Source organism: Nocardiopsis rhodophaea, assembly GCF_039530945.1.
Classification (GTDB): Bacteria; Actinomycetota; Actinomycetes; order Streptosporangiales; family Streptosporangiaceae; genus Nocardiopsis_C; species Nocardiopsis_C rhodophaea.
On record NZ_BAAAPC010000021.1, the window covers coordinates 57,911 to 83,609 of the forward strand.

24 protein-coding genes and 1 tRNA gene are annotated in these 25,699 nt (G+C 68.8%); 23 read left to right on the plus strand and 2 right to left on the minus strand.

All coding sequences use genetic code 11. The annotated features are described in order from the left end of the window. Positions 1-582: 582 nt before the first annotated feature. A tRNA-Arg gene (locus tag ABD259_RS21090) sits at positions 583-654 on the minus strand. Positions 655-761: 107 nt separating this feature from the next. Between ABD259_RS21090 and ABD259_RS21095 the strand changes: the two genes are divergently transcribed. The 23 genes from ABD259_RS21095 (at position 762) to ABD259_RS21205 (ending at position 24,524) form a co-directional block, all read left to right on the plus strand. Further along, the gene (locus tag ABD259_RS21095) at positions 762-1,151 is read left to right on the plus strand and encodes a response regulator transcription factor (protein ID WP_344164785.1); all 390 of its coding nucleotides are present in this window, start codon (positions 762-764) and stop codon (positions 1,149-1,151) included. Positions 1,152-1,263: 112 nt separating this feature from the next. Further along, positions 1,264-2,721: a DALR anticodon-binding domain-containing protein gene (locus tag ABD259_RS21100; protein WP_344164788.1), complete on the plus strand. Its 1,458-nt coding sequence runs from the start codon at positions 1,264-1,266 to the stop codon at positions 2,719-2,721. A gap of 126 nt (positions 2,722-2,847) precedes the next feature. Then, positions 2,848-4,239, plus strand: a complete 1,392-nt coding sequence (gene lysA / locus ABD259_RS21105) for a diaminopimelate decarboxylase (RefSeq protein WP_344105316.1) — start codon at positions 2,848-2,850, stop codon at positions 4,237-4,239. A gap of 83 nt (positions 4,240-4,322) precedes the next feature. Beyond that, positions 4,323-5,621 (plus strand): homoserine dehydrogenase, encoded by a 1,299-nt coding sequence (locus ABD259_RS21110; RefSeq protein WP_344105313.1) that lies wholly within the window; start codon positions 4,323-4,325, stop codon positions 5,619-5,621. Between the two features lie 526 nt (positions 5,622-6,147). Next, positions 6,148-7,206, plus strand: a complete 1,059-nt coding sequence (gene thrC / locus ABD259_RS21115; protein WP_344105429.1) for a threonine synthase — start codon at positions 6,148-6,150, stop codon at positions 7,204-7,206. Between the two features lie 210 nt (positions 7,207-7,416). After that, a complete protein-coding gene (gene thrB, locus ABD259_RS21120) occupies positions 7,417-8,406 on the plus strand; it encodes a homoserine kinase (RefSeq protein ID WP_344105311.1) in 990 nt (329 codons plus the stop codon). A 435-nt stretch (positions 8,407-8,841) separates the two neighbouring features. Beyond that, a complete protein-coding gene (gene rho, locus ABD259_RS21125; RefSeq protein ID WP_344105309.1) occupies positions 8,842-10,863 on the plus strand; it encodes a transcription termination factor Rho in 2,022 nt (673 codons plus the stop codon). Positions 10,864-11,267: 404 nt separating this feature from the next. Next, on the plus strand, positions 11,268-11,477 hold the full coding sequence (gene rpmE / locus ABD259_RS21130) for a 50S ribosomal protein L31 (RefSeq protein WP_344105308.1): 210 nt from the start codon (positions 11,268-11,270) through the stop codon (positions 11,475-11,477). A 145-nt stretch (positions 11,478-11,622) separates the two neighbouring features. Then, on the plus strand, positions 11,623-12,690 hold the full coding sequence (gene prfA, locus ABD259_RS21135) for a peptide chain release factor 1 (RefSeq protein WP_344164791.1): 1,068 nt from the start codon (positions 11,623-11,625) through the stop codon (positions 12,688-12,690). Then, complete coding sequence (prmC, locus tag ABD259_RS21140) at positions 12,687-13,544, plus strand: peptide chain release factor N(5)-glutamine methyltransferase (RefSeq protein ID WP_344105303.1); 858 nt, start codon at positions 12,687-12,689, stop codon at positions 13,542-13,544. Before prfA ends, prmC begins: the two co-directional genes overlap by 4 nt. A gap of 51 nt (positions 13,545-13,595) precedes the next feature. Beyond that, complete coding sequence (locus ABD259_RS21145; RefSeq protein WP_344105301.1) at positions 13,596-14,411, plus strand: L-threonylcarbamoyladenylate synthase; 816 nt, start codon at positions 13,596-13,598, stop codon at positions 14,409-14,411. Between the two features lie 287 nt (positions 14,412-14,698). Beyond that, positions 14,699-15,871 (plus strand): glycosyltransferase family 4 protein, encoded by a 1,173-nt coding sequence (locus ABD259_RS21150; protein WP_344164793.1) that lies wholly within the window; start codon positions 14,699-14,701, stop codon positions 15,869-15,871. A 227-nt stretch (positions 15,872-16,098) separates the two neighbouring features. After that, positions 16,099-16,524, plus strand: a complete 426-nt coding sequence (locus ABD259_RS21155) for a Cg1360 family ATP-synthase-associated protein (protein WP_344105297.1) — start codon at positions 16,099-16,101, stop codon at positions 16,522-16,524. Positions 16,525-16,584: 60 nt separating this feature from the next. Then, the gene (locus ABD259_RS21160) at positions 16,585-16,803 is read left to right on the plus strand and encodes an AtpZ/AtpI family protein (RefSeq protein WP_344105295.1); all 219 of its coding nucleotides are present in this window, start codon (positions 16,585-16,587) and stop codon (positions 16,801-16,803) included. A gap of 105 nt (positions 16,804-16,908) precedes the next feature. After that, positions 16,909-17,748, plus strand: coding sequence for a F0F1 ATP synthase subunit A (gene atpB, locus ABD259_RS21165; protein ID WP_344105427.1), 840 nt, complete (start codon positions 16,909-16,911; stop codon positions 17,746-17,748). Between the two features lie 95 nt (positions 17,749-17,843). Next, positions 17,844-18,056 (plus strand): ATP synthase F0 subunit C, encoded by a 213-nt coding sequence (atpE, locus tag ABD259_RS21170; protein WP_344105292.1) that lies wholly within the window; start codon positions 17,844-17,846, stop codon positions 18,054-18,056. 36 nt (positions 18,057-18,092) lie between these two features. Continuing rightward, complete coding sequence (gene atpF, locus ABD259_RS21175) at positions 18,093-18,632, plus strand: F0F1 ATP synthase subunit B (protein WP_344105290.1); 540 nt, start codon at positions 18,093-18,095, stop codon at positions 18,630-18,632. Next, entirely contained in the window at positions 18,632-19,441 is an 810-nt protein-coding gene (locus ABD259_RS21180; protein ID WP_344164796.1) for a F0F1 ATP synthase subunit delta, read from the plus strand. Before atpF ends, ABD259_RS21180 begins: the two co-directional genes overlap by 1 nt. An 81-nt stretch (positions 19,442-19,522) precedes the next feature. After that, positions 19,523-21,166, plus strand: a complete 1,644-nt coding sequence (gene atpA, locus ABD259_RS21185; RefSeq protein WP_344105286.1) for a F0F1 ATP synthase subunit alpha — start codon at positions 19,523-19,525, stop codon at positions 21,164-21,166. Positions 21,167-21,169: 3 nt separating this feature from the next. Continuing rightward, the gene (locus tag ABD259_RS21190; protein ID WP_344105284.1) at positions 21,170-22,087 is read left to right on the plus strand and encodes a F0F1 ATP synthase subunit gamma; all 918 of its coding nucleotides are present in this window, start codon (positions 21,170-21,172) and stop codon (positions 22,085-22,087) included. Positions 22,088-22,092: 5 nt separating this feature from the next. Then, a complete protein-coding gene (gene atpD / locus ABD259_RS21195) occupies positions 22,093-23,535 on the plus strand; it encodes a F0F1 ATP synthase subunit beta (RefSeq protein ID WP_344164799.1) in 1,443 nt (480 codons plus the stop codon). Between the two features lie 76 nt (positions 23,536-23,611). Further along, a complete protein-coding gene (locus ABD259_RS21200) occupies positions 23,612-24,019 on the plus strand; it encodes a F0F1 ATP synthase subunit epsilon (RefSeq protein WP_344105280.1) in 408 nt (135 codons plus the stop codon). 19 nt (positions 24,020-24,038) lie between these two features. Further along, positions 24,039-24,524, plus strand: a complete 486-nt coding sequence (locus ABD259_RS21205) for a DUF2550 domain-containing protein (protein ID WP_412759423.1) — start codon at positions 24,039-24,041, stop codon at positions 24,522-24,524. Between the two features lie 351 nt (positions 24,525-24,875). Here ABD259_RS21205 and ABD259_RS21210 read toward each other — a convergent pair whose 3' ends face one another. Then, positions 24,876-25,472, minus strand: coding sequence for a cob(I)yrinic acid a,c-diamide adenosyltransferase (locus tag ABD259_RS21210; RefSeq protein ID WP_344105276.1), 597 nt, complete (start codon positions 25,470-25,472; stop codon positions 24,876-24,878). Between the last annotated feature and the right edge of the window lie 227 nt (positions 25,473-25,699).

Sequence of the window (25,699 nt, forward strand, 5' to 3'; positions counted from 1 at the left end):
TAGTCGCCCAATCCGTGGAGTTAGGGGTGTCGACACCACGTTCGTGGTTCCTAGGGGTGGCGATCCTGCTCTTCCCCATGCCGGTCCGCGTGGCTCTCGCCAAGGCACTCGTGGTGAAACCGTGAAAGCAGCATCGTCAACGCGTCATAATTGCGCAGAACGCGCCGGAGCGATCAATTGACCGGAGCCGGATGAAGGGGGTGTCTGCCCTTTATCCGCCGAATACCGTCGCCGCCGGGGATGACGGATCAGGCGATGCCGGTTCGCGTCTCCTGCTCGATATCACGGCGGCCTTCACCCCAGCCCGCGCCCGGGGCGGCGCGGAACACGCTTCTCGCTACCTCCGGCGGAGCCGAGGACGATCCCGGTGATCCCCCCGCCCCCGAAACCCGCGCCGGGGGCCGGGTGGCCGCTCCTCACTCCTCCGGCACCGTGCCCCGACGGCCTCGCGGTCGCGACGTGGTCCCGCCAACTCCAGCCCGTCGCACGTCGGGACGTACCCCCGGCCTCGGACAGAGCGCAGCACAACGCGAAGGGCGTTGACTCCGGCCGGAGTCAACGCCCTTCGCGTGTGTCTCAGTGTGCCCCCTGCAGGATTCGAACCTGCGCACACGGCTCCGGAGGCCGTTGCTCTATCCCCTGAGCTAAGGGGGCGCGCTGCGGGAATAACTCTAGCAGGGAGCAGAGGGTGGATCGCGCAATTGATCCCGGGTTCGGCGATACCTCGGCGGTTGCGCCGACGGGGCACTAGTCTCACGGCCGTGGATGATGTGCTGGCACGGGTACTGGTCGTCGACGACAACGAGGTGATCCGACAGCTGATCAGCGTCAATCTGCAGCTGGAGGGTTTCGAGGTGCACACCGCCGTAGACGGCGAGGACTGCCTGGAGCAGGCGGCCGAGGTCCGGCCGGACGTGATCACGCTCGACGTCATGATGCCCCGGCTGGACGGCTGGGTCACGGCGTCGCGGCTCCGGGAGAGTGAGGAGACCCACGACATGAAGGTCCTCCTCATCACCGCTCGCGCCCAGGGGGACGATGTGAAGCGCGGGCAGCAGATCGGTGTCGACGGGTATCTGACCAAGCCGTTCGAGCCGACCGAACTCGTCCGGATCGTGCGCGACCTCGCCGGGTTGCCGCAGGGCGGGTGACGCACGGGTGATGCGGAACGGCCATAGCGCGAGAAACAACAGGCGGGGCGGCGCGCGATCGGCGGCGTCGGTCGAAGCGCGGTCGGTGGTGCGTGGGGCGACGCCGTGGTGGGTGAACGAGCTGCTGCGAGCGGCCGCGGCCGAGGTGAGCGGGGTCGATACCGCGCGGATTCCCGACGCTCAGCCGCGTCGCCCGCCCGCTGGCGCGCCCAGGGACTACGCCAGCGCCCTGCCGATGCGCCTGGCCGGGCTGTCAGGGCTGCCCGTCGAACGGCTCGCCGCCGATATCGCCGCAGAACTGCGCACGCGGCCGGAGGTAGTGGACGCCGCGGTCGAGGGGCCCGGTTTCATCAACGTCACCCTCACCCCCGCCGACCGCGTGTCGCTGGTCTACGCCGTCGGCGACGGCGCGGCGTATCTCACGGGTGGCGAGAGCATGGAGAGGCCAGAGGACACGGAGAAGACGGGAGACGCCGACCGTGGGCGGGCCGGCCGGGTGGGTGACGCGGCGGCCGGGGGCGCAAGCGGCCGCGGCCACCGGCCCGTGTGGGCGCTGTCAGAACTCCATGAGGCCCCCACCGTCGAGGAGGCCAGGGAGCTGGCGCGCGGCGACGCCCGGCGGCGCATTGTCCACGCGCGGCAGGTTGCCCATGCGCGTGACCTTGATGAGGCGCGCGTCGACGTCCCGGCGGTGCCCGCGCGTGACGCCTCTCCCGCGGCGCTGAGCGCTTCCTCCGCCGGAGTCGCGTGCATCCCCGAGGTGTCCTGGCGCGATCCCTACCTCGACGCGCAGCGCCCCTACGGTCCCGTCGCCCGCCTGCTGGCCGTTATCGGTGAAGCCAGCGCCCGCGTCGCGTTCTGCCGATCCATCCCCGACCGGCCGCGCCGAGGCGAGGAGACCGGTCCCGGACTCCCCGCCGTCCCCACATCCGAGAATCCGGGCAATTGGGCGCGGCATACCGACGCCAACCCCGCGTTTCTCGTCCGCTACGCGCACGCGCACGCTGTCACCAGTCTGGCCTGGGCGTACGCCTCTGGCTGGGACGTTCCGGCGCTACCCGCCAGAGCACTCCCGGCCCGGTCCGACCCGGCCGGAGCGCCCGCGGCCACCCGTCCGTCCCGTGGCTCGGGGATGCGCGGTGAACCGGTGGCCACGGCCGCCCCCGCCCCTTCGGGTGAACATCGCGCGGCCAGCTCCGGCCATGCGGCGTCTGGCCACTCTGATCCCAGTGCGACCATCACGCTCACCCCCGCCGCCGTCGCGGCTCTGGAGGAACCCGCGGCCGCCGCGCTTATCGGCATACTCTTCGACGGACCCGGCGTTCTCGCCACCGCGGGGCGTCGTCGAGAGCCGCATACCCTGGTGCGCTACCTCGAAGGTCTGGCTATTGCCTACCATGAATGGCGGGAATCCCGCGGTGCCGTAATCGGGGACGCAATCGGTCCGGAAAGGGCCGGTGGCACCAGCGGGGAGGGCATCGCCGCGCGGCTCGAACTGTGTGCCGCGGCGGCCGGTGTGCTCAGAACGGGGCTGTCCCTGCTCGGTGTGTCCGCGCCCACACGGCTGTGAACAACCGGGCCCCGGCCCGCACAACCGTGCGTCCCGCCGCCCGGAACGGCCGCGCGCCGTCGCCGATCGGCCGGACTCGCCGCACATGACGCACCACCCATCGAACCCATCCGAGAGCGCACGCCCATGAGCCGTTACGCCCACCCAGCAGGCCCGCGCCACGCCGACGTGCTCCCCGAGGAGCACCCGCCGAGCCCGCCCCAGGACCTCATCGAGCTCGACCCCCGCGTCTGGCCGGCCACGGCCCGGCGCGTCGACGGTGAGATCACCATCGGCGGCATCGGCGTGTCCCAGCTCGCCCGCGAGCACGGGACCGCTCTGTTCGTCCTGGACGAGGAGGACTTCCGGACCCGCGCCCGCGACTACCGCGACGCCTTCGCCCACACCGGCGGCGACGTCTACTACGCGGGCAAGGCACTGCTCACCAAGGCCGTCGCCCGGTGGGTGCACGAGGAAGGCCTCAAGCTCGACGTGTGCAGCGGCGGCGAACTCGCCGTCGCGCTGGCGGCCGGCTTCCCCGCCGAGGACATCGGCATGCACGGTAACAACAAGTCCGAGGCCGAACTGGCGCGCGCGGTCGAAGTCGGGGTCGGCCGGATCATCGTCGACTCCTTCGACGAGATCGACCGCCTCGACCGGCTGGCCGCCGAACACGGCCGCGTGCCGAAGGTGCTGATCCGCGTCACCACCGGAGTCGAGGCCCACACCCACGAGTTCGTGGCGACCGCCCACGACGACCAGAAGTTCGGCTTCGCGCTGAGCACCGGCGCCGCCCAGGAGGCGGTCCGCCGCGTTCTCGCCGCCGAGCACATCGAGCTGGTCGGCCTGCACTCCCACATCGGCTCGCAGATCTTCGACACCGCCGGGTTCGAGGTCGCCGCGCGGCGCGTCACCGAGTTCCTCACCCGCATCCACGCCCGCCTCGGCGTGACGCTCTCCGAACTCGACCTCGGCGGCGGGCTCGGCATCGCCTACACCTCCTCCGACACTCCCCTGTCCCCCAAGGCCATCGCCGAGAGCCTGCTGGCCATCGTCCACCGCGAGTGCGCGGCGGCGGGGCTGCCGGTGCCGCGGATCGCCGTGGAGCCCGGCCGCGCGATCTCCGGGCCCTGCGGTATCACCCTGTACGAGGTCGGCACGATCAAGGACGTCGAGGGCATCCGGACGTATGTCAGCGTGGACGGCGGAATGAGCGACAACATCCGCACCGCCCTCTACGGCGCCGAGTACACCTGCGTGCTGGCCTCCCGCGGCAGCGACGCCGAGCCCATGCTCTCCCGCCTCGTCGGCAAGCACTGCGAGAGCGGCGACATCATCGTCCACGACCTCTACCTCCCGGCGGACCTGCGCACGGGCGACCTCGTGGCGGTCGCGGCGACCGGTGCCTACTGCTACTCCATGGCCAGCAACTACAACCACCTGCCGCGCCCCGCTGTCGTCGCCGTGCGCGACGGCGCCTCCCGGACGCTGATGCGCAGGGAGAGCGAGGACGACCTGCTCCGCCTGGACGTAGGCTGAGTGGCTGCGGCCCTCGGAGAGAAGGAGAGGGCCACGATGATCTCCGACCGGCACGAAATGAGAGAAGTGGGAGTCACCCCCAGATGGCAATGAAGGTGGCGCTGCTCGGATGCGGCGTTGTGGGCGCGGAAGTGGTTCGCCTGCTCAACGAGCAGTCGAACGAACTCGCCTCGCGTATCGGGACCCCCCTGGAGATCGGCGGCATCGCCGTACGCCGACTCGGGCGGTCCCGCGGCACGGGGCTCGACCCGGAGCTGTTCACCACCGACGCCATGGGCCTGGTGACGCGGGACGACATCGACCTGGTGGTCGAGGTGATCGGCGGGATCGAGCCCGCGCGCTCGCTGATCCTCGCGGCGATCAAGTCGGGCAAGTCGGTCGTCACCGCCAACAAGGCGCTGCTCGCCGAGGACGGCGCCACGATCCACGCCGCCGCCCGCGAGGCCGGAGTCGACGTCTACTACGAGGCGTCCGTCGCCGGGGCGATCCCGCTGCTGCGCCCGCTGCGCGACTCGCTGGCGGGGGACACGGTGCACCGCGTGATGGGCATCGTCAACGGCACCACCAACTTCATCCTCGACCGGATGGACACGCTCGGCGCGGGCTTCGCCGAGTCGCTGGAGGAGGCGCAGGCGCTCGGCTACGCCGAGGCCGACCCGACCGCCGATGTCGAGGGGTTCGACGCCGCGGCCAAGGCCGCGATCCTGGCCCGGTTGGCCTTCCACACCCAGGGCGTCACCGCGGCCGACGTCCACCGCGAGGGCATCACGGAGGTCACCGCGGGCGACATCGCCAGCGCCAAGGCCATGGGCTGCGTGGTCAAACTGCTCGCCATCTGTCAGCGCTCCGCCGACGGTGCGTCGGTGGGCGTGCGCGTGCACCCGGTCATGCTCCCGCGAGAGCACCCGCTGGCCACCGTCAACGAGGCCTACAACGCGGTGTTCGTCGAGGCCGAGTCGGCCGGGCGGCTGATGTTCTACGGAGCCGGCGCGGGTGGCGCGCCCACCGCCAGCGCGGTCCTCGGCGACCTCGTCGCCGTCGCCCGCAACCGGCGCGTGTCGGCCGCGGCGCCCGAGGGCGCCCACGACACCGGGCTTCCGGTGCACCCGATGGGGGACACCATCACCCGCTACCACGTTGCGCTCGACGTCGCCGACCGGCCGGGTGTGCTCGCCCGTGTCGCCGAGATCTTCGCCAACAACGGTGTCTCCATCAAGAACGTGCGCCAGGAGGGCTTCGGCGACGACGCCCAGCTGGTCCTGGTCAGCCATCAGGCCCCGGATGCCGCGCTGGCGACGACCGTCGAGCAGCTGCACGCGCTCGACATGGTCCGGTCGGTCGCCAGTGTGATGCGCGTCGAGGCGTTCGGCGGCGACAGCTGACGTCGGCGTGAGGGAAACCGGGTCTGCTGGGCGGCCTTGCCCGCTTCCATCCTCCCGGTGTTCTGTGGCGAAAAGCAGCACCCGCCGATGATCATGGGGAGAGTCCCGATTCTGTCCGTTTTGCCGGAAGAATCGCCATGATCATCGCTGACAGGGGTGCGGACAGCGCTTTCCCGCCCGTGGGGCCACCCGGCCCCACCCGGTGGGCGGAAGGGAGCCCCCCACCCCCTTCCGCCCTCGCTGCTGCTTTTCACCCAAGAACACCGGAAAGGAACAACGCCGACAAGGCCGCCCAGCAGACCCCAGCCGCCGCACCTTGTCCCACCAGCCGAGACCACCGGGCGGCGGATTCCCGGGTCGCGAGCCCTGGGGCCTAGAATCGGTGCAGATCATCTCCGCGGGTTCGGGATGGCCGGATCGGCCGTGTCCCGTATCGCGCGGCCGCCGGAGACGGCGGACCGCGCCGCCTGACGAACGAGATTTTCCACCGCAAGTCCCACCCACTCGAAAGGGCCCTGTCGTGAGCATGGCACGGGCGTGGCGAGGGGTCGTCGAGGAGTATCGCGACCGCCTTCCTGTCAACGCGAACACCCCGGTCGTCACTCTGATGGAAGGCGGAACGCCACTGGTACCCGCCAACCGGGTGTCGGAGCTGACGGGGTGTGAGGTGTTCCTCAAGGTCGAGGGGCTCAACCCCACCGGGTCCTTCAAGGACCGCGGCATGACCATGGCCATCACCAAGGCGGCCGAAGAGGGCGCCAAGGCCGTCATCTGCGCCTCCACCGGCAACACCAGCGCCAGCGCCGCCGCCTACGCGGTGCGCGCGGGGATGACCTGCGCGGTGCTCGTACCGCAGGGCAAGATCGCCATGGGCAAGCTGGCCCAGGCGCTGGTCCACGGCGCGAAGCTGCTGCAGGTCGAGGGCAACTTCGACGACTGCCTGGAACTGGCCCAGAAGCTGTCCGTCGACTACCCGGTCGCGCTGGTCAACTCGGTCAACCCGTACCGGTTGCAGGGGCAGAAGACGGCCTCCTTCGAGGTCGTCGACGCCCTCGGCGACGCGCCCGACGTGCACTGCGTCCCCGTGGGCAACGCCGGCAACATCACCGCGTACTGGATGGGGTACAAGGAGTACGCCGCTGACAGCGTCTCCACCGGCAGGCCCCGCATGTTCGGCTTCCAGGCCAGTGGCGCCGCGCCGATCGTCGGGGGCGAGCCGGTGCAGGAGCCGCGCACCATCGCCACCGCCATCCGCATCGGCAACCCGGCTTCGTGGAGCCACGCCGAGGCGGCGCGGGACGAGTCCGGCGGACGCATCGACTCGGTGACCGACCGCCAGATCCTGTCCACGTACCGGATGCTCGCCGCCGAGGAGGGCGTCTTCGTCGAGCTCGCATCGGCCGCGAGCGTCGCCGGTCTGGTGCAGGCCGTCGAGCGGGGCCACATCGAGCGCGGCAGCCGCGTCGTGTGCACGGTCACCGGCAACGGCCTCAAGGATCCCGACTGGGCGCTGGCCGGGGCCTCCGCCGCGACGACCGTCCCGGTCGACGCGCAGGCGGCGGCCACCGCGCTCGGTCTCGCCTGAGGCGGCCGCATCCGGCCAGCCGGTCGCCGTGCGCCGCTCGCCACTGGTGGCGAGCCGTCCGGAGAGACCTGGCGGCCCCGTTAGGACAATGACCGGATCCGGCCAATTTGTCGTATTTTCGGCGTCCGGATCCGGTTCCGGCGACCCGAACGCTTTCGCTCCCCGCGTAGACGGGGACGGTTCCGCCTCCACCCAATTGGGAGTCACGTGATGTCTCAGCCGCGCCCCGCCGGGGTGCTCGTCCGTACCCCCGCCACCAGCGCCAACCTCGGCCCGGGGTTCGACGCCCTGGGCCTGGGCCTGGGGCTGCACGACGAGATCGAGGTCACTCTCCGCGACGACGGCCGCGTCACCGTCGACATCGCCGGTGAGGGCGCCGACGCCCTGCCGCGCGACGCCTCCCACCTGGTCGTGACGGCGATGCGGCGTACGTTCGAGGCCGCCGGGCAGCCCCTGCCCGGCCTGGACCTGCGGTGCCGCAACAACATCCCGCACGGTCGGGGGCTGGGGTCCTCGGCCTCGGCGATCGTCGCGGGCGTCACCGCCGCGGCCGTGTTCCTGGGCAGGGGCGACACGGCCACCGGTGAGCTGGACCGGGACCACGTCTTCTCGATCGCGGCCGACATCGAGGGGCACCCCGACAACGTCGCGCCGTGCGTCTACGGCGGGTTCACCATCGCTTGGCGCGGCGCGGCCGGCTGGGGAGCGCTCTCACTGCCGCCCTCGCCACGGCTGCGCCCGGTGGTGTGCATCCCCGACGAGCAGTTGTCCACGGAGCGTGCGCGCGGTCTGCTCCCCGCGTCCGTACCGCACGCCGACGCGGCCTTCACCGCCGGGCGTTCCGCGTTGCTCGTCGCGGCCGTTTCCGGCCACCCGGAAATGCTCTTAGAAGCCACCGAGGACCGGCTCCACGAGCATTTCCGGGAGCCAGCCATGCCCGCAAGCGCGGCGCTCATTCAGCAGCTGCGAAAAGACGCCGGCCTCCCCGCCGTAGTCTCGGGTGCCGGGCCCACCGTGCTGGTCCTGGCCCACGCCCCCGTGGCCGACGCGAACGACGGGATCCCCGATGTAGTGGGAAACGTCGCGCAAATCAGTGGGGACCTGGTTGATTCAATACGGGAGCGAACGGGTACTGGTTGGCACATACGCCCCTTAACAATCGATCCGGCAGGGGTGTGGATCAGTTCTCCCCGTTCATAGACCTGTGTCGAGGAATAGCTGTGGGCTCCGGTGGTGTTAGGCTAGGTGAAGCACCAGATGCCCCGTTGCGGGGCGTGTGCTCATCCGCCACAGTGTTCTCCGCGTCCGATGCGCACGTGGTCGTCTCCATGCGAGCGCTACACCCGGTGATCACTGTGTCGAGTTCGCGGCGCACCCGTGGCTCTGCCCACCCCACCGAAGTCGGTTCCTCGTTCGGCGAGAGCGACAGAATGGTCCACGGGCGGCACTACCGAGCTCATCGCCCCAACGTCTGGCTGTACCCAAAGCCCGCCGTGAATGGGTAGGAGCCGCACGCCGGTTCCCGATGACATCCAGGTGGGGCAAGCCCGACCCGGCCCCCGCCGGTTCGCACCACCGGGCCGGCCGTTACAGACACGATGACGGCTTGAGCCCGCTCCTTGGGAAGGACCCTTAGTGAGCGACACCACCGAACTCCACACGGACGCGGCGGTCAGTACGCAGAACAATCAGACCGCGTCCGCTGCGGAAGCCGGCGACGCCGCCCCTTCAGCAGGCAAGAGCGCGGCGGCCCGGAGCCGGACCGGAAGCGGTAGCACCGGTCTGTCCGCTCTGAAGCTCACGGAGCTCCAGCGGCTCGCGTCGAGTCTCGGCATTACGGGCACGGGGCGGATGCGTAAGAACGACGTCATCGCCGCCATCGAAGCCAAGCAGGGCGGTCCGGTTTCCGGCCCGCCGGCCAGGAAAAGCTCGAAGACCTCTGAGAATCGGGCCGGAAGCGGTAAGGTCGACGACACCGACGGCGCGTCCTCCGACCGCCGTTCCGCCGCGAAGTCCACGGACAGCGGGACGACGAAGGACGCTCCGGTGAGCACCGAGGCCCCCGTCGCGACCGATGAGGGGGCAAAGGAGCAGGCTGAGCGTACTGAGAAGCCCGCTCGCAACCGCCGCTCGTCCCGCAAGCGCGGTGACGACTCCGGTGACCAGAACCAGAACAGGCCGTCGGATGGCAGCGACCCCTCAACCACCGCGAGCAGCGTGACCAAGACATCAAGTACCCCGCAGAAGAGCGGCTCCGACTCCGCGAGCGGCCAGTCTGGCCAGTCCGGTTCGGGCGGCCGCGAGCGTCAGCGCAACCGCCGCAACCGCGGCAACCGCGAGGAGACCGCCGCCACCGACACGTCGTCCCAGGACAACGGTCGTAAGGGCGGCGGCCAGAGCGGCCGCGACAACTCCGACGACGACTTCGGCTCCGGCAGCCGTCGCCGCGGACGGCGCCGCGACCGCCGCGACCGCCGCGGGCGTGACCGCCAGGACACCGAGCCCGTGATCAATGAGGACGACGTCCTGCTGCCGGTCGCCGGCATCCTGGACATCCTCGACAACTACGCGTTCGTACGCACCACCGGCTACCTGCCGGGCGCCAACGACGTCTACGTGTCGCTGGCCCAGGTGCGCAAGAACGGCCTGCGCAAGGGCGACGCCATCACCGGTGCCGTGCGCCAGCCCCGCGAGGGAGAGCGACGCGAGAAGTTCAACGCGCTCGTGCGGCTCGACACCATCAACGGCATGGCGCCCGACCAGGCACGCAACCGGCCCGAGTTCTCCAAGCTCGTGCCCCTGTACCCGCAGGAGCGGCTGCGCCTGGAGACCGAGCCGAACGTCCCGACGACCCGGATCATCGACCTCGTGTCGCCGATCGGTAAGGGCCAGCGCGGACTCATCGTCTCGCCGCCCAAGGCCGGTAAGACGATGGTGCTGCAGTCGATCGCCAACGCGATCACCGAGAACAACCCCGAGTGCCACCTCATGGTCGTCCTCGTCGACGAGCGGCCCGAAGAGGTCACCGACATGCAGCGCACGGTCAAGGGCGAGGTCATCAACTCGACCTTCGACCGCCCGGCCGAGGACCACACCACGGTCGCCGAGCTCGCCATCGAGCGCGCCAAGCGACTCGTCGAGATGGGCCTGGACGTCGTGGTGCTGCTCGACTCCATCACCCGGCTCGGGCGCGCCTACAACCTCGCCGCACCGGCGAGCGGGCGCATCCTGTCCGGTGGTGTCGACTCCACCGCGCTCTACCCGCCGAAGCGCTTCTTCGGCGCGGCCCGCAACATCGAGAACGGCGGCTCGCTGACGATCCTCGCCACCGCGCTGGTCGATACCGGCTCCCGGATGGACGAGGTCATCTTCGAGGAGTTCAAGGGCACCGGCAACATGGAGCTGAAGCTCAACCGGCAGCTCGCGGACAAGCGGATCTTCCCCGCCGTCGACGTCATCCAGTCCAGCACCCGTAAGGAGGAGATCCTGATGTCGAGCGAGGAGCTCAACATCATCTGGAAGCTCCGCCGGGTGCTGCACGGCCTCGACGCCCAGCAGGGTCTCGAACTGCTCCTGGAGAAGATCAAGGAGACCAAGAGCAACCCCGAGTTCCTGATGCAGGTGCAGAAGAGCACCCCGGGGTCCAACGACGGCTGACCCCGCGAAGGCCCGCGCACGGACGGCCCGCTCCCACCACGCAGGTGGGAGCGGGCCGTTTCGCGTTCGCGGGGCCTCACGTACGCGCATGCGCCCCGCGTCGATGCGGGCCGGGCAGGGTCGGGCGACGGTCGGGGCGGCCCGCCGCGCGCACGTCAGCGCGCCGCACGGCGCCTCTCCCCGCCGGGCGGGAATAGCGGCTGGTCGGTTCGGGGTTGAAGGTCTGGCAGACTGGTAGAGGAAGAATCGCCCCCGTACGTGCGGGGGCCATCCCAGGTCATGTGACCGTCGCGGTACCGGTTCGCGCAGGCCATTCGGTGCTCCCCGCCGACGCGGGGAACCTCGTTCATCGCAGCGACCACCATCGGCATGCGTCCGGCGACCGCCCTAGCGAGGAGATCCACGTGAAGGCCGACATCCACCCCGAGTACGTTGTCACCGAGGTGACCTGCACCTGCGGCAACAGCTTCGTGACCCGCAGCACCGTCACAGAGGGCAAGATCCGCGCGGACATCTGCTCCGCCTGCCACCCCTTCTACACGGGCAAGCAGAAGATCATGGACACCGGCGGCCGGGTCGCCCGCTTCGAGCAGCGCTTCGGCAAGCGCAAGTAGCGTCTGCCCCAGCGGCTCCGGTCGCACCCGCCCGAGGGCACACGCGACCGGAGCCGCGGCACGAGGTTCGACGAGACCGCGCCCCCCACACCTTTACGCGGGGAGTGCACCGGGCGATCACCGACGCTACCGATGAGGACGAAACGTGAAGCTGGACGACCTTCTGGGTGAGTACTACGAGCTGGAGCAGCAGCTCGCCGACCCCGCCGTGCACGCCGACCAGGGTCAGGCGCGCCGCCTGGGAAAGCGGTACTCCCAGCTCACGCCCATCATCTCCGCCTACCGCCAGCTCAACCAGGTCGAGAGCGACATCGAGGCCGCCCAAGAGCTCGCCGCCGAGGACCCCGCCTTCGCCGAGGAGGCCAAGGAGCTCACGGCGGAGAAGGAGCGGTTGACCGAGCGCCTGCGCGTGCTGCTCGTCCCGCGCGACCCCGCCGACGACAAGGACCTCATCATGGAGGTCAAGGCCGGTGAGGGCGGTGAGGAGTCCGCCCTGTTCGCCGGCGACCTCGTGCGGATGTACCTGCGCTACGCCGAACGCCAGGGGTGGAAGACCGAGGTCATCGACGCCACCCCCTCCGAACTCGGCGGGTACAAGGACATCACCATCTCCTTCAAGAACCGGGGCACCCCCGAGCCCGGCCAGGGCGTGTGGCCGCAGCTCAAGTTCGAGGGGGGTGTGCACCGCGTTCAGCGCGTGCCGGTGACCGAGTCCCAGGGGCGGATCCACACCTCCGCCGCGGGTGTCCTGGTGGTCCCCGAGGCGGAAGAGGTCGAGGTCGAGATCAACGACAACGACCTGCGCATCGACGTCTACCGCTCCTCCGGTCCCGGCGGCCAGAGCGTCAACACCACCGACTCCGCCGTCCGCATCACCCACCTGCCCTCCGGCATCGTCGTCTCGTGCCAGAACGAGAAGAGCCAGCTGCAGAACAAGGAGCAGGCGCTGCGGATCCTCCGCGCCCGGCTGTACGCCGAGGCCGAGGCCGCCGCTGAGGCGGAGGCCGCCGCCGAGCGCAAGAGCCAGGTCCGCACGGTCGACCGCTCGGAGCGCATCCGCACCTACAATTTCCCGGAGAACCGGATCTCCGACCACCGGATCGGCTACAAGGCCTACAACCTCGACCAGGTCCTCAACGGGGAGCTGGGCGGGGTGCTGCAGGCGCTCATGGACGCCGACACCAAGGAAAGGCTGGAGCAGGCGCAGTCATGAACTTCCTGCTCGACGAGGTCGCGCGGGCCACGCTGAGGCTGGCCGAGGCGGGTGTCGCCTCGCCTCGCACCGACGCCGAGGAACTCGCGGCGTTTGTGCACGGCGTTCGTCGAGGAGAGCTGCACCAGGTTCCCGACTCCGACTTCGACGCCCTGTACTGGGAGTGCGTCGCCCGCCGCGAGGCGCGCGAACCCTTGCAGCACATCACCGGGCGCGCCTACTTCCGCTACTTGGAGCTGCAGGTCGGCCCCGGCGTGTTCGTGCCCCGGCCCGAGACCGAGATAATGGTCGGCTGGGCCATCGACACCCTGCGCGCCATGGACGTCGCCGACCCCCTCGTGGTCGACCTCGGTACCGGGTCCGGCGCCATCGCCATCTCCATCGCCCAGGAGGTCCCGCGCTCGCGCGTGCACGCGGTGGAGATCGACTCCGACGCGCTCGCCTGGGCCAAGCGCAACATCTCCAACAGCGGTCACGGCGACCGCGTCACCGCGCACCAGGCCGACATGCGCACCGCCCTGCCCGAACTCGACGGCAGCGTCGACCTGCTCATCACCAACCCCCCCTACGTCCCCACCGACGACTCCGGACAGATCCCGCCCGAGGTCCGCGACTACGACCCCGGCCCCGCGCTCTGGTCGGGCGATGACGGCCTCGACATGATCCGGGCACTGGAAGCAGTCGGCCGCCGCCTGCTGAGACCGGGGGGCGCCATGGCGATCGAACACGGCGACGGCCAAGGCATCGACATCCCGCACCTGTTCCCCGAGGAAGCGGGCTGGCGCGACGTCCGCAACCGCAAGGACCTCGCCTACCGGGATCGTTTCGTGGTCATGCGCAGAGCGGACGACTAGATCCGCCGCGACGAGGCACGTCTCCAGAGGGATTGGAATGGTGATCCACAGATGAGCCGCAGCTACGACTGCGCCGACGACGCGCAGCGCAAGGACGGCATCGCCGACGCCGCGTCCTGCGTGCGCCGCGGTGAGCTGGTGGTGCTGCCCACCGACACCGTCTACGGGATCGGCACCGACGCGTTCAGTCCGAGCGCGGTCGCCTCCCTGCTCAATGCCAAGGGCCGCGGCCGCGACATGCCGCCGCCGGTTCTCGTCGGGTCGGTCCGGGCGGCGCAGGCGCTCATCGACGATCTCGGCACGCACGGGCAGGACCTCATCGAGGAGTTCTGGCCCGGCCCCCTCACCATCGTCTGCACCGCGACACCCAGCCTCTCCTGGGACCTCGGCGACACCAAGGGCACCGTGGCGGTGCGCATGCCGATGGACCCGGTCGCGCTCGAACTCCTCAAGGAAGTCGGGCCCATGGCGGTCAGCAGCGCCAACATCTCCGGGCAGCCGGCGGCGACTACGGCGGCGGAGGCGGCCGAGCAGCTGGGCGACAGCGTCGCCGTCTACCTCGACGGCGGGCCGGGCAGCAGCGACGCCACCCCCTCGACCATCGTCGACCTGACCTACGCGGTCCCGCGCGTTCTGCGCAGCGGGGCTATCTCCATCGAGCGGCTGCGCGCGGTGTGCGGCACGGTGATCGGGGAGGTCAAGCCCAAGCCCGCGGCTCCACAGGACGAGGAGGACGCTGCAGAGGCACCTGGCGCCGAGGGCTCCGCTGAGGGTGAGGCGGAGAGCGGGAAGGCCCCCGACGAAGCGACATCGACGGGCGACCAGAAGTCCGACGGCCCGGACAGCGCCGCGGACCGCGGAAACTGAGTTTCCCCACACCATGTCGGCCCCCATCGCGCCTCCTCCGTTGATCGCGGCGATATCGACCGAATTTTTGCTGTTATTCGGTCGATATCGCCGCGATCAACGGAGGGGCGGGCGGTTCCGGGAGTGGAAGGGCGTCAATGACAGCATGACGGGGACGAATCCGACGACGAACCGCCGCGGGAGTGCTAGGTTCGCGGGGGATGTTCCGTCTCTGATGTCCGCCTCCACCGGGAGTCGTGCCGCCGTGCTCGCCGGTGCGCTGAAACGAAAGGCTTCGAGGACACGTCGTGCGTGAGTACGCGCTCACCTTTGTCATCGCCGTGGCGGTCACCTATCTGCTGACCCCCTTCGTCCGGCGCGCGGCCATCACCTTCGGCGCGGTCCCGCCGGTCCGCGATCGCGACGTGCACAGTGAGCCCATCCCGCGCCTGGGCGGGATCGCCATCTACGGTGGTTTCGCCGCCGCACTGCTGATCTCCGCGAAGCTCCCGCACCTGCAGGAAGTGTTCGTCTACAACACCTGGATGGCGCTGCTGCTGGCCGGGGGACTGATCACCGTCATCGGCATCGTCGACGACCGGTGGGGGATGGGTCCCATCCCCAAGCTTGCCGGCCAGGTCGCCGCGGCCGGCATTCTCGTGTCGATGGGCGTGCAGCTGCTCTGGCTGCCCTTACCCGGGACAACGCTTTCGCTGGGCCCGTGGCTCGGGGCGCTGATCTCGGTCCTGCTGATCGTGGTCACGATCAACGCGGTCAACTTCGCCGACGGCCTCGACGGCCTAGCGGCCGGCATCGTGGCGATATCGGCGTTCGCCTTCTTCGCCTACTACTACGTGGCCGCCGTCGACCAGGGTTTCGAGCGGCAGTCCTACCCCGCCATGATCGCCATCATCCTGGCCGGTGTGTGCATCGGGTTCCTGCTGCACAACTTCAACCCGGCCCGCGTGTTCATGGGCGATACCGGGTCGATGCTGCTCGGGCTGCTGCTGACCTCGATCACCATCACCGTGACCGGCCAGTTCGACGCCAACACCGCGGCGAACAGCGGGCAGGACGGCGCGGTCGGCGTCCACCACGGCCTGGTGGTCTTCCTGCCGGTCCTGCTCCCGCTGCTGGTGATCGCGCTGCCGCTGGCCGACCTGGTGCTCGCGGTGGTCCGCCGGACGCTGGCGGGCAAGTCGCCGTTCGCCCCGGACAAGAAGCACCTCCATCACCGCCTGCTGGAACTCGGCCACTCGCACGCGCGGGCCGTGCTGCTGATGTACCTGTGGGCGGCGATCATCGCGTTCGCCTCGGTGTCACTCGCCGTGTTCGACCAGCCGGTGATGATCCTGACCGTGACCACATTGGTAGCGCTCTGTGCCGTAGGCCTGATCACCCTGCCCCGGCTGCGCCGTCGGCGACGCCGACAGCAGGCGCGATCAAGCACAAAAGATCACATTTCGGCCGCGAGGGAGTGACCAGGCTCCGCGTCCGAGAAGGTGAACAGGGCGTGAATGCCAGGCGAACTATGCGGATGGTGCTATGCCGAACCGGTGAGATACCTTACAGAGGACCCCGAAATCCGGTAAGACAGGGACATTTCGCGCGTGTAAGACGCGCGTAAAGGTCACCCCGGGGCCAGCGCCGAAATCCTTGTGATAGCTTTCACGAGCAAGCACCCCACTGAACATTCACCGGAGCCTCAATGCAGGAACACGACGCCCGGGTCCTCCGTGGCGCCGCGATTCCCACCGCAGTCGTCGGCCTGATCGCGATGATCGTTGCGTTCGCGATCGCGGGTACGCATGGGCTCATCGGCGCTGTTCTCGGCACCCTGCTGGTCATCGTCTTCTTCGCCGTCTCCGCGGTCATCATCGCGTGGACGGGGGAGCGTCGCCCGGAGTTGCTGCTGCCGGTAGCCTTTCTGGTCTACACCACGAAGGTCGGGATCCTTGCAGTGGCGCTGATCATCTTCAAGGGCACCACGGCCTTCGACGGCAACGCGTTCGCGCTGACCACGTTGGTCTGCGTCGTCGCCTGGCTTACTGGGCACGCCTTCATGAGCGTTCGAGTGAAGCGCCCGTACATTGAGCCGGTCGAAGACGCCACATCGATCGAGGAACAGCGGTGACCCCGCGTAGCCGGGGTGGTGTGCGCACTGTATTCACCTACTGCTATCTTCCGGAGCGAGATGAACGACCGTCCAGGCGAGGGCGAGGACACAGGTCCTCAGTCCGCCAGCGGCCTCACGATCATCTCGTATCTGCTGGGGGGCCTGGCCTTCTGGGGTGGCGCGGGCTGGTTAGTGGACCGGGCACTCGGCTACGAGGCGCTGTTCCTGCCCATCGGCCTCCTGTTGGGCTTGGTCGGCGCGATCTATCTGATCATCACCCAGTACGTCCGGTCCTGACCGTCCAGCCCGGTAGTGCGCTGCTCCCCGAGAGCGGCGCGGTACCGCCCTATACATCGAGGATTGAGTTGCGTCACGACGAAAGGATTCGCCGTGAGTGCTGACGTGTACAGCGCCGCCGCCGACGAAGGCTGCCACATCTTCGGCACCGGATGCGGATTCGAAGCTCCTGGCACAGAGCTTTTCTTCCCCAAGCCGTGGGTCGACTTCGGTCTTCCGGGGACCGCCGGGATTACCAAGTACCTGCTGCTTCTGGTGGTCGCGTTCCTTGTGGTGGCGGCATTCTGGTACTTCACCACCCGCAGGTCCAAGGTCGTGCCCGGCCGCGGGCAGAGCATGGCCGAGCTGCTGGTCTTCTTCATCCGGGACAACATCACCCGGACCACCATGGGTAAGGAGGGCGACAAGTTCCTCCCGCTGATGGTGACCCTGTTTCTGTTCATCTTCTCGATGAACGTGATGGGTATCATCCCCGGCCTTCAGCTCCCGGTCACCTCCCGCCTCACCTTCCCCGTGGTCCTCGCGCTCGCGGTCTTCCTCCTGTGGAACACGATCGGTATCCGTCGGCACGGCTTCGGCGGGCACGTCAGGGCGCGCCTGGTCCCCAGTGGTGTCCCCGTGTGGATCTTGCCCGTGGTGGTGCCGATCGAAGCGCTCTCGAACTTCATCATCCGTCCGCTCACCCACTCGGTCCGGCTTTTCGCGACTATGTTCGCCGGGCACCTGCTGTTGGCGCTGTTCGCCGCTGCAGGCTGGTACATGTTCAACCCGACCTCGCCTATGGGTCCGCTCTTCGGTGCGATCTCCGTTGGCTACTCGGGTCTCGCCTTGGTCGGCTTCCTGGTGTTCACCGCTTTCGAGCTGTTCATCATGGCCGTCCAGGCCTACGTTTTCGTCCTGCTGGCCTCCATTTACATCGGTGAGGCCATGGAGGGTGCGCACTAATCGCGGTGCGCGCGCTTTGCGACCCCATTCCGGTAATCAACGTCAGTTCGACGGAATCGACAGACCGTCGGCGTGTCTGAGTAAAGGGAATCACAATGGAAATCGTCGGTAGCCTGAACACCATCGGTTACGGTCTCGCCGCCATCGGTCCCGGCATTGGTGTCGGCATCATCTTCGGCATGGGTGTGCAGGCCATCGCCCGTCAGCCCGAGGCGCGCGGCATCCTGCAGGGCCAGATGATCTTCGGCTTCGCCGTGGTCGAGGCCCTGGCCATCCTCGGCTTCGTTCTCGCGTTCGCCCTCAACTAGTCAGCCGGTCAGCCCAACGCGAAGGGGATGCCAGCCATGATCTTGGCAGCCGAACAAGAGAACGTCTTTAGTCTCCACTTGGACGAGTTCGTCTTCGGTCTCATCGCCTTTCTCGTCCTCCTCGGCATCGTCTACAAGATGTGGCCGAAGATGATGGCGGCCCTAGACGAGCGTGCCAACCAGATCGAGGGTGGCATCGAGCGGGCCAAGAAGGCCGAGGCCGAGGCGGAGGAAGCTCGCCAGCAGTACCGCGAGAAGCTCGAAGAGGCGCACCGCCAGTACGCCGCTGAGCTGGAGAAGGCCAAGGAACAGCGCGCGGCGATCATCGCTGAGGCGCGCGAAGAGGCGCAGGTGGAGGCCCGCCGCATCATTGACGCGGCGCACGCCCAGATCGAGGCCGACCGGCAGCACGCGCTCGCGCAGCTGCGGGCCGAGATCGGCACGCTCTCCACCGACCTCGCCGAGCGCATCGTCGGTGAGACGCTGCAGGACAGCGCCGCCCAGAACCGCGTCATCGACCGGTTCCTGGCCGAGCTTGAGCAGGCCGAAAGCTCCCAGCAGGCTGAGGTGCGCTGATGCGGGGTATCAGCCGTACGTCGCTGGAGCAGGTGACAGAGCGCCTCGACAGCGTTCTGCCGTCGGCCAACGCCCCGACGCTGGGCCACGAGCTCTTCGAGGTCGTGGCGCTCCTCGGCCAGGAGCACTCCCTGCGTCGGTGGCTGGCCGACCCCGCCAACCCGGCGGAGGCCAAGTCCGGTCTGGTCGGTCAGCTGTTGGAGCCGAAGGTGTCGCCGACCACGGTCATCGTGGTCAGCGACGTCGTCCAGGCGGCGTGGTCCACGCCGCGCGACCTGGTGGACGCCATCGAGCGGATGGCGGTCTACGCGACGATGGCCGGCGCTGAGGGCGAGCAGCGGCTCGACGAACTGGAGGACGAGCTCTTCCGGTTCGACCGCATCGTCGCCTCCGAGCCGGAGCTGCGTGCCGCCCTCACCTCCGAGGGCGTCGCCGTGGAGCACCGTCGTACGCTGCTGGAGAACCTGCTCTCGGGCAAGGTCTCCGCGGCAACGCTTGCCCTGGTCACCGAGGCCGTGACCCGGCCGAGGGGACGTACCCTGGAACAGCGTCTGGAGCACTTCGGGCAGCTGGTCGCCGAACGCGCGAAGCGCTACATCGCGGTCGTGCGCACGGCGGTGGCGCTCAGTGCTGACCAGCAGTCCCGTCTGCAGGACGTCCTGACACGGGTGTACGGCCGGGCCATCCACCTGAACATCGAAATCGTCCCGGAGATCGTGGGTGGGCTCTCCATCCGCGTGGGCGATGAGGTCATCGACGGCACCGTGGCAGGGCGCCTCGCCGAGGTTCGGCGGCGCCTCGCCGGTTGACGCTACAGACGACACGACGCAACGCAAGCACGCACGGCGCCGCGGGAATTCGGCGCCAAGGAGAGCAAGGACATACGTGAGATGGCGGAGCTGACGATCCGGCCGGAGGAAATCCGGAACGCGCTGCAGCGCTTCGTCCAGTCGTACGAGCCCGACGCCGCCGCGCGCGAGGAAATCGGAACCGTCACTTATGCAGGTGACGGTATCGCCCGCGTCGGTGGTCTTCCCTCGGCGATGGCGAACGAGCTGCTGGAATTCGAAGACGGCACCCTGGGCCTGGCCCAGAACCTGGAGATCGGTGAGATCGGCGTCGTCGTCCTGGGTGACTTCACCCACCTCGAAGAGGGCCAGACGGTGCGCCGCACCGGCCGGGTCCTCTCGGTGCCGGTCGGTGACGCCTTCCTGGGACGCGTGGTCGACCCCACCGGCAAGCCGATCGACGGCCAGGGCGACATCGAGACCACCGAGCGCCGTGAGCTTGAGCTGCAGGCCCCCACGGTCATGCAGCGCCAGCCCGTGGGCGAGCCGCTGCAGACCGGTATCAAGGCGATCGACTCGATGACCCCGATCGGCCGCGGTCAGCGCCAGCTGATCATCGGCGACCGGCAGACCGGTAAGACCGCGGTCTGTATCGACACGATCATCAACCAGAAGAGCAACTGGGAGTCCGGCGACCCCGACAAGCAGGTGCGCTGCATCTACGTCGCGGTCGGCCAGAAGGGCTCGACCATCGCGGCCGTCAGGGGCGCGCTGGAAGAGGCCGGTGCGATGGAGTACACCACCATCGTCGCCGCCCCCGCCTCGGACCCCGCGGGCTTCAAGTACATCGCCCCCTACACCGGTTCGGCCATCGGTCAGCACTGGATGTACCAGGGCAAGCACGTCCTGATCGTCTTCGACGACCTGACCAAGCAGGCCGAGGCCTACCGCGCCGTGTCGCTGCTGCTGCGCCGTCCGCCGGGCCGTGAGGCCTACCCGGGTGACGTCTTCTACCTGCACTCCCGGCTGCTGGAGCGCTGCGCCAAGCTCTCCGACGAGCTGGGCGCGGGTTCGATCACGGGTCTGCCGATCATCGAGACGAAGGCCAACGACGTCTCGGCCTACATCCCGACCAACGTCATCTCCATCACCGACGGCCAGGTCTTCCTTGAGTCCGACCTCTTCAACCAGGGGCAGCGCCCGGCGATCAACGTCGGTGTCTCGGTCTCCCGTGTCGGTGGCGCCGCGCAGACCAAGGCCATGAAGAAGGTCAGCGGTACGCTCCGCCTCGGTCTGGCCCAGTACCGCGAGCTGGAGGCGTTCGCCGCCTTCGGCTCCGACCTGGACGCGGTGTCCAAGGCGCAGCTGGAGCGCGGTGAGCGGCTGATGGAGCTGCTCAAGCAGGGCCAGTACGCCCCGTTCCCGATGGAGCAGGAAGTCGTCTCGATCTGGGCCGGGACCACCGGTCAGATCGACGACGTCCCCGTCGAGGACGTGCGCCGCTTCGAGGCCGACTTCCTGGACTTCCTGGGCCGCGAGCACGCGGGGATCCTGGACACCATCCGGGAGAGCGGCAAGTTCGAGTCGGAGACCGAGGCCGCCCTCAAGGACGCCATCACGGAGTTCAAGCAGACCTTCCAGACCAGCTCCGGCAGTGTCCTCGGGTCCGAGGAGGAGGCCGAGCCTCTGGAGGAGAGCAAGGTCGGCCAGGAGACCATCAAGGTCGCCAAGAGCGCCGGGAAGTAGCCCATGGGAGCACAGCTTCGCGTCTATCGCCGGAGGATCCGCTCGACGAAGTCGATGGCGAAGATCACCCGCGCGATGGAGCTCATCGCCACCACCCGCATCACCAAGGCGCAGCGGGCGGCCCAGGCGGCTGAGCCCTACGCGCGGGAGATCACCCGGGCGGTCTCGGCCGTCGCCGGGCGGGTCAACTACCACCCGATGCTCACCGATGTGGAGTCCCCGAAGCGGGCCGCCGTCCTGGTGATCACGAGTGACAAGGGCCTCGCTGGCGGCTACACCACCAACGCGATCAAGGAGGCCGAATCCCTGACCGCGCTCCTTCAGGAGCAGGGCAAGGAGGTCGTCCAGTACGTGGTGGGCCGCAAGGGCATCGGCTACAACCAGTTCCGGAACCGCCCCATGGAGCAGACGTGGGAGGGCATCACCGAGCGCCCCGCCTACGCTGACGCTAAGGAGATCGGCACGGTCCTGCTGGAGAAGTACACGCAGGACACGGACGAGGGCGGCGCCGACGAGATCCACATCGTCTCGACCGAGTTCATCTCCATGCTGACCCAGCAGGCGGCGTCGCGCCGCGTGCTGCCGCTGGAGGTGGAGGAGGTCGAACCTGCGGAGCTGGAGAAGGAGCACGGCAAGCCGCTCCCTCTCTACGAGTTCGAGCCGTCCGCGGAGGACGTCCTTGAGCGGCTGCTGCCGCAGTACGTGACGAACCGGATCTATTTCGCGCTCCTGGAGTCGGCGGCCTCCCAATGGGCATCGCGTCGCAACGCGATGAAGGCGGCCACCGACAACGCCGAGGAGCTTGTCAAGACCTTGACCCGCCAGGCCAACCAGGCCCGCCAGGCGGAGATCACCAATGAGATCAGCGAGATCGTCGGCGGTGCCGACGCTCTTGCTGCTGCCAGCGCGGGGAGTGAGTAATCAAAGTGACTGCGACTGCTGAAGGGACGGCCGCACCTGCGACGGCCACCGGGCGTATCGCCCGGGTGACCGGTCCGGTCGTCGACGTGGAGTTCCCCGTCGACAACCTGCCGGCGATCTACAACGCCCTGCACACCGATGTGACGCTCGGTGGGGAGACCAAGACCCTGACGCTGGAGGTGGCTCAGCACCTCGGCGACAACCTGGTCCGCACCATCAGCCTCGCGCCGCAGGACGGCATGGTCCGCGGCGCCGAGGTGCGCGACACCGGTGCGCCGATCAGCGTCCCGGTGGGCGACGGCGTCAAGGGCCACGTGTTCAACACGCTGGGCGAGTCGATGGACGTCCCCTCCTCGGAGCTGAACGTCACCGAGCGCTGGCCGATCCACCGTCAGGCTCCGGCCTTCGACCAGCTGGAGTCGAAGACCGAGATGATGGTGACCGGTATCAAGGTCATCGACCTGCTCACCCCGTATGTCCGCGGTGGCAAGATCGGTCTGTTCGGTGGCGCCGGTGTCGGCAAGACCGTTCTGATCCAGGAGATGATCACCCGTATCGCCCGCAACTTCGGCGGTGTGTCCGTCTTCGCGGGTGTCGGTGAGCGGACCCGTGAGGGGACCGACCTGTTCCTGGAGATGGGCGAGATGGGCGTCCTCCCGGACACCGCTCTGGTCTTCGGCCAGATGGACGAGCCCCCGGGCACCCGTCTGCGCGTGGCCCTGTCCGCTCTGACCATGGCGGAGTACTTCCGCGATGTGCAGAACCAGGACGTGCTGCTGTTCATCGACAACATCTTCCGATTCACCCAGGCCGGTTCCGAGGTCTCCACGCTGCTGGGCCGCATGCCCTCGGCCGTGGGGTACCAGCCGAACCTGGCCGACGAGATGGGCCTGCTCCAGGAGCGGATCACCTCGACCCGCGGTAACTCGATCACCTCGATGCAGGCGATCTACGTCCCCGCGGACGACTACACCGACCCGGCCCCGGCCACCACCTTCGCCCACCTCGACGCGACGACCGAGCTGTCCCGGCCGATCTCGCAGAAGGGCATCTACCCGGCGGTGGACCCGCTGGCGTCGACCTCCCGCATCCTCGACCCGCAGTACGTGGGCCAGGAGCACTACGACGTCGCCCAGCGGGTGATCGGGATCCTGCAGCGCAACAACGACCTGCAGGACCAGATCGCCATCCTCGGTATCGACGAGCTGTCCGAAGAGGACAAGATCATCGTCAACCGGGCGCGGCGCCTGGAGCGGTTCCTCTCGCAGAACATGTTCGTCGCCGAGAAGTTCACCGGCAACCCGGGCGTGTTCGTGCCGCTGGAGGAGACCATCGCCTCCTTCAAGGCGGTGTGCGACGGTGAGTACGACCACCTGCCCGAGCAGGCGTTCCTCGACGTCGGCAATATCGAGATGGCCGTCGAGAAGGCCAAGAAGCTCCAGGGCTAGTTCACGGTGGGGAGCGGGCGCTCGGGCGGCGCCCGCTCCCGTCGAAACCGCCCGCGAGCCGAAGGAGTTTGTGGCAGTGTCGAAAAAGCTTTTCGTCGAGATCGTCTCCCCCGAGCACGAGGTGTGGGCGGGCGAGGGCGACATGGTCATCGCCAAGACCATCGACGGTGAGATCGGTGTGCAGCCGGGGCACGTGCCGGTGCTGGCGCTGCTGGCGCCGGGGTCGGTCGTCCGCATTCTCGGTGGCCGGGAGACCGGCGAGGTCCGCGCGGCGGCGCACGCAGGGTTCATCTCCGTGTCCGATGACAACCGGGTGTCGATCCTCGCCGAGACCGCCGAGCTCGCCGAGGAGATCGACGTCGAACGTGCGCGCAGAGCGCTGGCCGACGCCGAGTCCGGCGGCATCAGCCCGGAGGACCCAGAGGCGCAGGCGCGGGCCGCGCGTGCGCGCAGCCGCCTGGAGGCCGCTGGCACGGCGGCCTGAGGCCCGAGGGGACGTGAGAGTGGGGGCGCAGCTGTTCGGCCAAGCGTGGTTTCAGATCGCGGAGTGGCTGTTCTTCGCCCTCCTCGTCCTTGCCCTTCTGGGGCTGGTCGCCGTGACCGTGCGCAGGTTCGTCCTGGAGCGCGGGGGCGGCTCCGTCGAGTGCTATATGCGGGCCGGTTCGGGTGACGATCCAGCGCCCTGGCGCATCGGGTGCGGGCGCTATGGGAGCGAGGAACTGCGCTGGTACCGCATCTTCTCTTTGTGGCCGCGGCCGACAGCGGAGCTGTCGCGCCGCGGTCTCGTCATTATGGGGCGTCGCGCGCCCACGCACCGCGATCTCACCGAGCTCACCTCGGACCTGGTGGTCATCGAGGTGGGGTGGGCGGCCGAGGACGGCACTGACCCCAAAGAGCCGGTCTATGAGATCGCGATGAGCGAGAGCGCCCTCACCGGCTTCCTGTCGTGGCTGGAGTCCCTGCCACCGGGGACGATCTGGCAGTCGTGAGCGTCTTGGCCGTGGGTCTGCTGTGCGCCCCTGCCGGGCTCGCAGGTGAAACGACCCTCCGGCGATGATCATGGGGACTATCCCGGCAGATCGGACATCATCGGGACCGTCCCCATGATCATCGCGGGGGAGTTGTGACAAACCGGGCATGGGCCGCCACCTCTGCCCCGCCCGGCCGCGTCCCCTGCGACGACCGGCGTCCGCCGCCACCTTCCGCCGTCGATGCCGCTTTTCACCCAAGAACACCGGACGAGCCGACCGCCGACAAGGCCGCCTAGCAGACCGAGGTTTCCGCCCCCGGTAACGCTTTGCGTGGTGCTCATCGGGACACCCACGAGCACCACGCGTTCGTCAGCGCTGGCCGCCGGGCTTCCACAGCACCTCGTTGCCGTCCTTACCGAGCACGCGGCAGAGGACGAACAGCAGGTCGGAGAGCCGGTTGAGGTAGCGGGCGGTGAGCGGGTTCACGGTCTCCCCGTGAGCCTCGATCGCGGCCCAGGCACCGCGCTCGGCCCTGCGGACGACCACGCGCGCGGTGTGCATCAGCGCGACGGTGGGGGAGCCGCCGGGCAGGATGAAGCTGCGCAGCGTCGGCAGGTCGGCGTTGTAGGCGTCGCAGGCTTCCTCCAAGCGCTCGATGTAGTCGGCCTCGACGCGCAGCGGCGGGTACTCGGGGTTCTCCACGACCGGGCAGGACAGGTCGGCTCCGAGGTCGAAGAGTTCGTTCTGCACCCGGGTGAGGAGGGTCCGGATGTCGTCGGGGACGTCGCCGAGGGCGAGGGCGGTCCCGATGGCGGCGTTCGCCTCCTCCACGTCGGCGTAGGCGGCCAGGCGCAGGTCGGTCTTGGACGTCCGACTCATGTCGCCGAGGGCGGTGGTACCGGCGTCGCCGCCCCGCGTGTAGATCTTCGAGAGGACTACGGGCTTGTCGGAATCCTTTTTCGTCATGGCCCCAGACTAGAAGTGCACGGGTTGGCGCGGCTGGCGGATAACCGTTCGGTCTCAGAGGGTGTCGTGTGATCGACAGGCTGATACGTTGAGCAGTGAACAAGCTACTTAGAGTAGTTGTTCAGGGGCTGAGTGGCCGTGGGACGTTCGACCGGGGGACCATCGGGGGACGGCCGAGGGACTGCGGCCCGTGGGGGGACGAGCCTCAAAGAGGGGGGATGACCGGG

Coding starts and splice junctions, on each gene's coding strand:
- thrC (WP_344105429.1), top strand. CDS start 6,148: ATGGCACGGGCGTGGCGAGGGGTCGTCGAGGAGTATCGCGACCGCCTT.
- ABD259_RS21110 (WP_344105313.1), top strand. CDS start 4,323: ATGGCAATGAAGGTGGCGCTGCTCGGATGCGGCGTTGTGGGCGCGGAA.
- atpF (WP_344105290.1), top strand. CDS start 18,093: ATGATCTTGGCAGCCGAACAAGAGAACGTCTTTAGTCTCCACTTGGAC.
- thrB (WP_344105311.1), top strand. CDS start 7,417: ATGTCTCAGCCGCGCCCCGCCGGGGTGCTCGTCCGTACCCCCGCCACC.
- lysA (WP_344105316.1), top strand. CDS start 2,848: ATGAGCCGTTACGCCCACCCAGCAGGCCCGCGCCACGCCGACGTGCTC.
- ABD259_RS21210 (WP_344105276.1), bottom strand. CDS start 25,472: ATGACGAAAAAGGATTCCGACAAGCCCGTAGTCCTCTCGAAGATCTAC.
- prmC (WP_344105303.1), top strand. CDS start 12,687: ATGAACTTCCTGCTCGACGAGGTCGCGCGGGCCACGCTGAGGCTGGCC.
- ABD259_RS21190 (WP_344105284.1), top strand. CDS start 21,170: ATGGGAGCACAGCTTCGCGTCTATCGCCGGAGGATCCGCTCGACGAAG.
- atpA (WP_344105286.1), top strand. CDS start 19,523: ATGGCGGAGCTGACGATCCGGCCGGAGGAAATCCGGAACGCGCTGCAG.
- ABD259_RS21180 (WP_344164796.1), top strand. CDS start 18,632: ATGCGGGGTATCAGCCGTACGTCGCTGGAGCAGGTGACAGAGCGCCTC.
- ABD259_RS21160 (WP_344105295.1), top strand. CDS start 16,585: ATGAACGACCGTCCAGGCGAGGGCGAGGACACAGGTCCTCAGTCCGCC.
- ABD259_RS21155 (WP_344105297.1), top strand. CDS start 16,099: ATGCAGGAACACGACGCCCGGGTCCTCCGTGGCGCCGCGATTCCCACC.
- ABD259_RS21145 (WP_344105301.1), top strand. CDS start 13,596: ATGAGCCGCAGCTACGACTGCGCCGACGACGCGCAGCGCAAGGACGGC.
- atpE (WP_344105292.1), top strand. CDS start 17,844: ATGGAAATCGTCGGTAGCCTGAACACCATCGGTTACGGTCTCGCCGCC.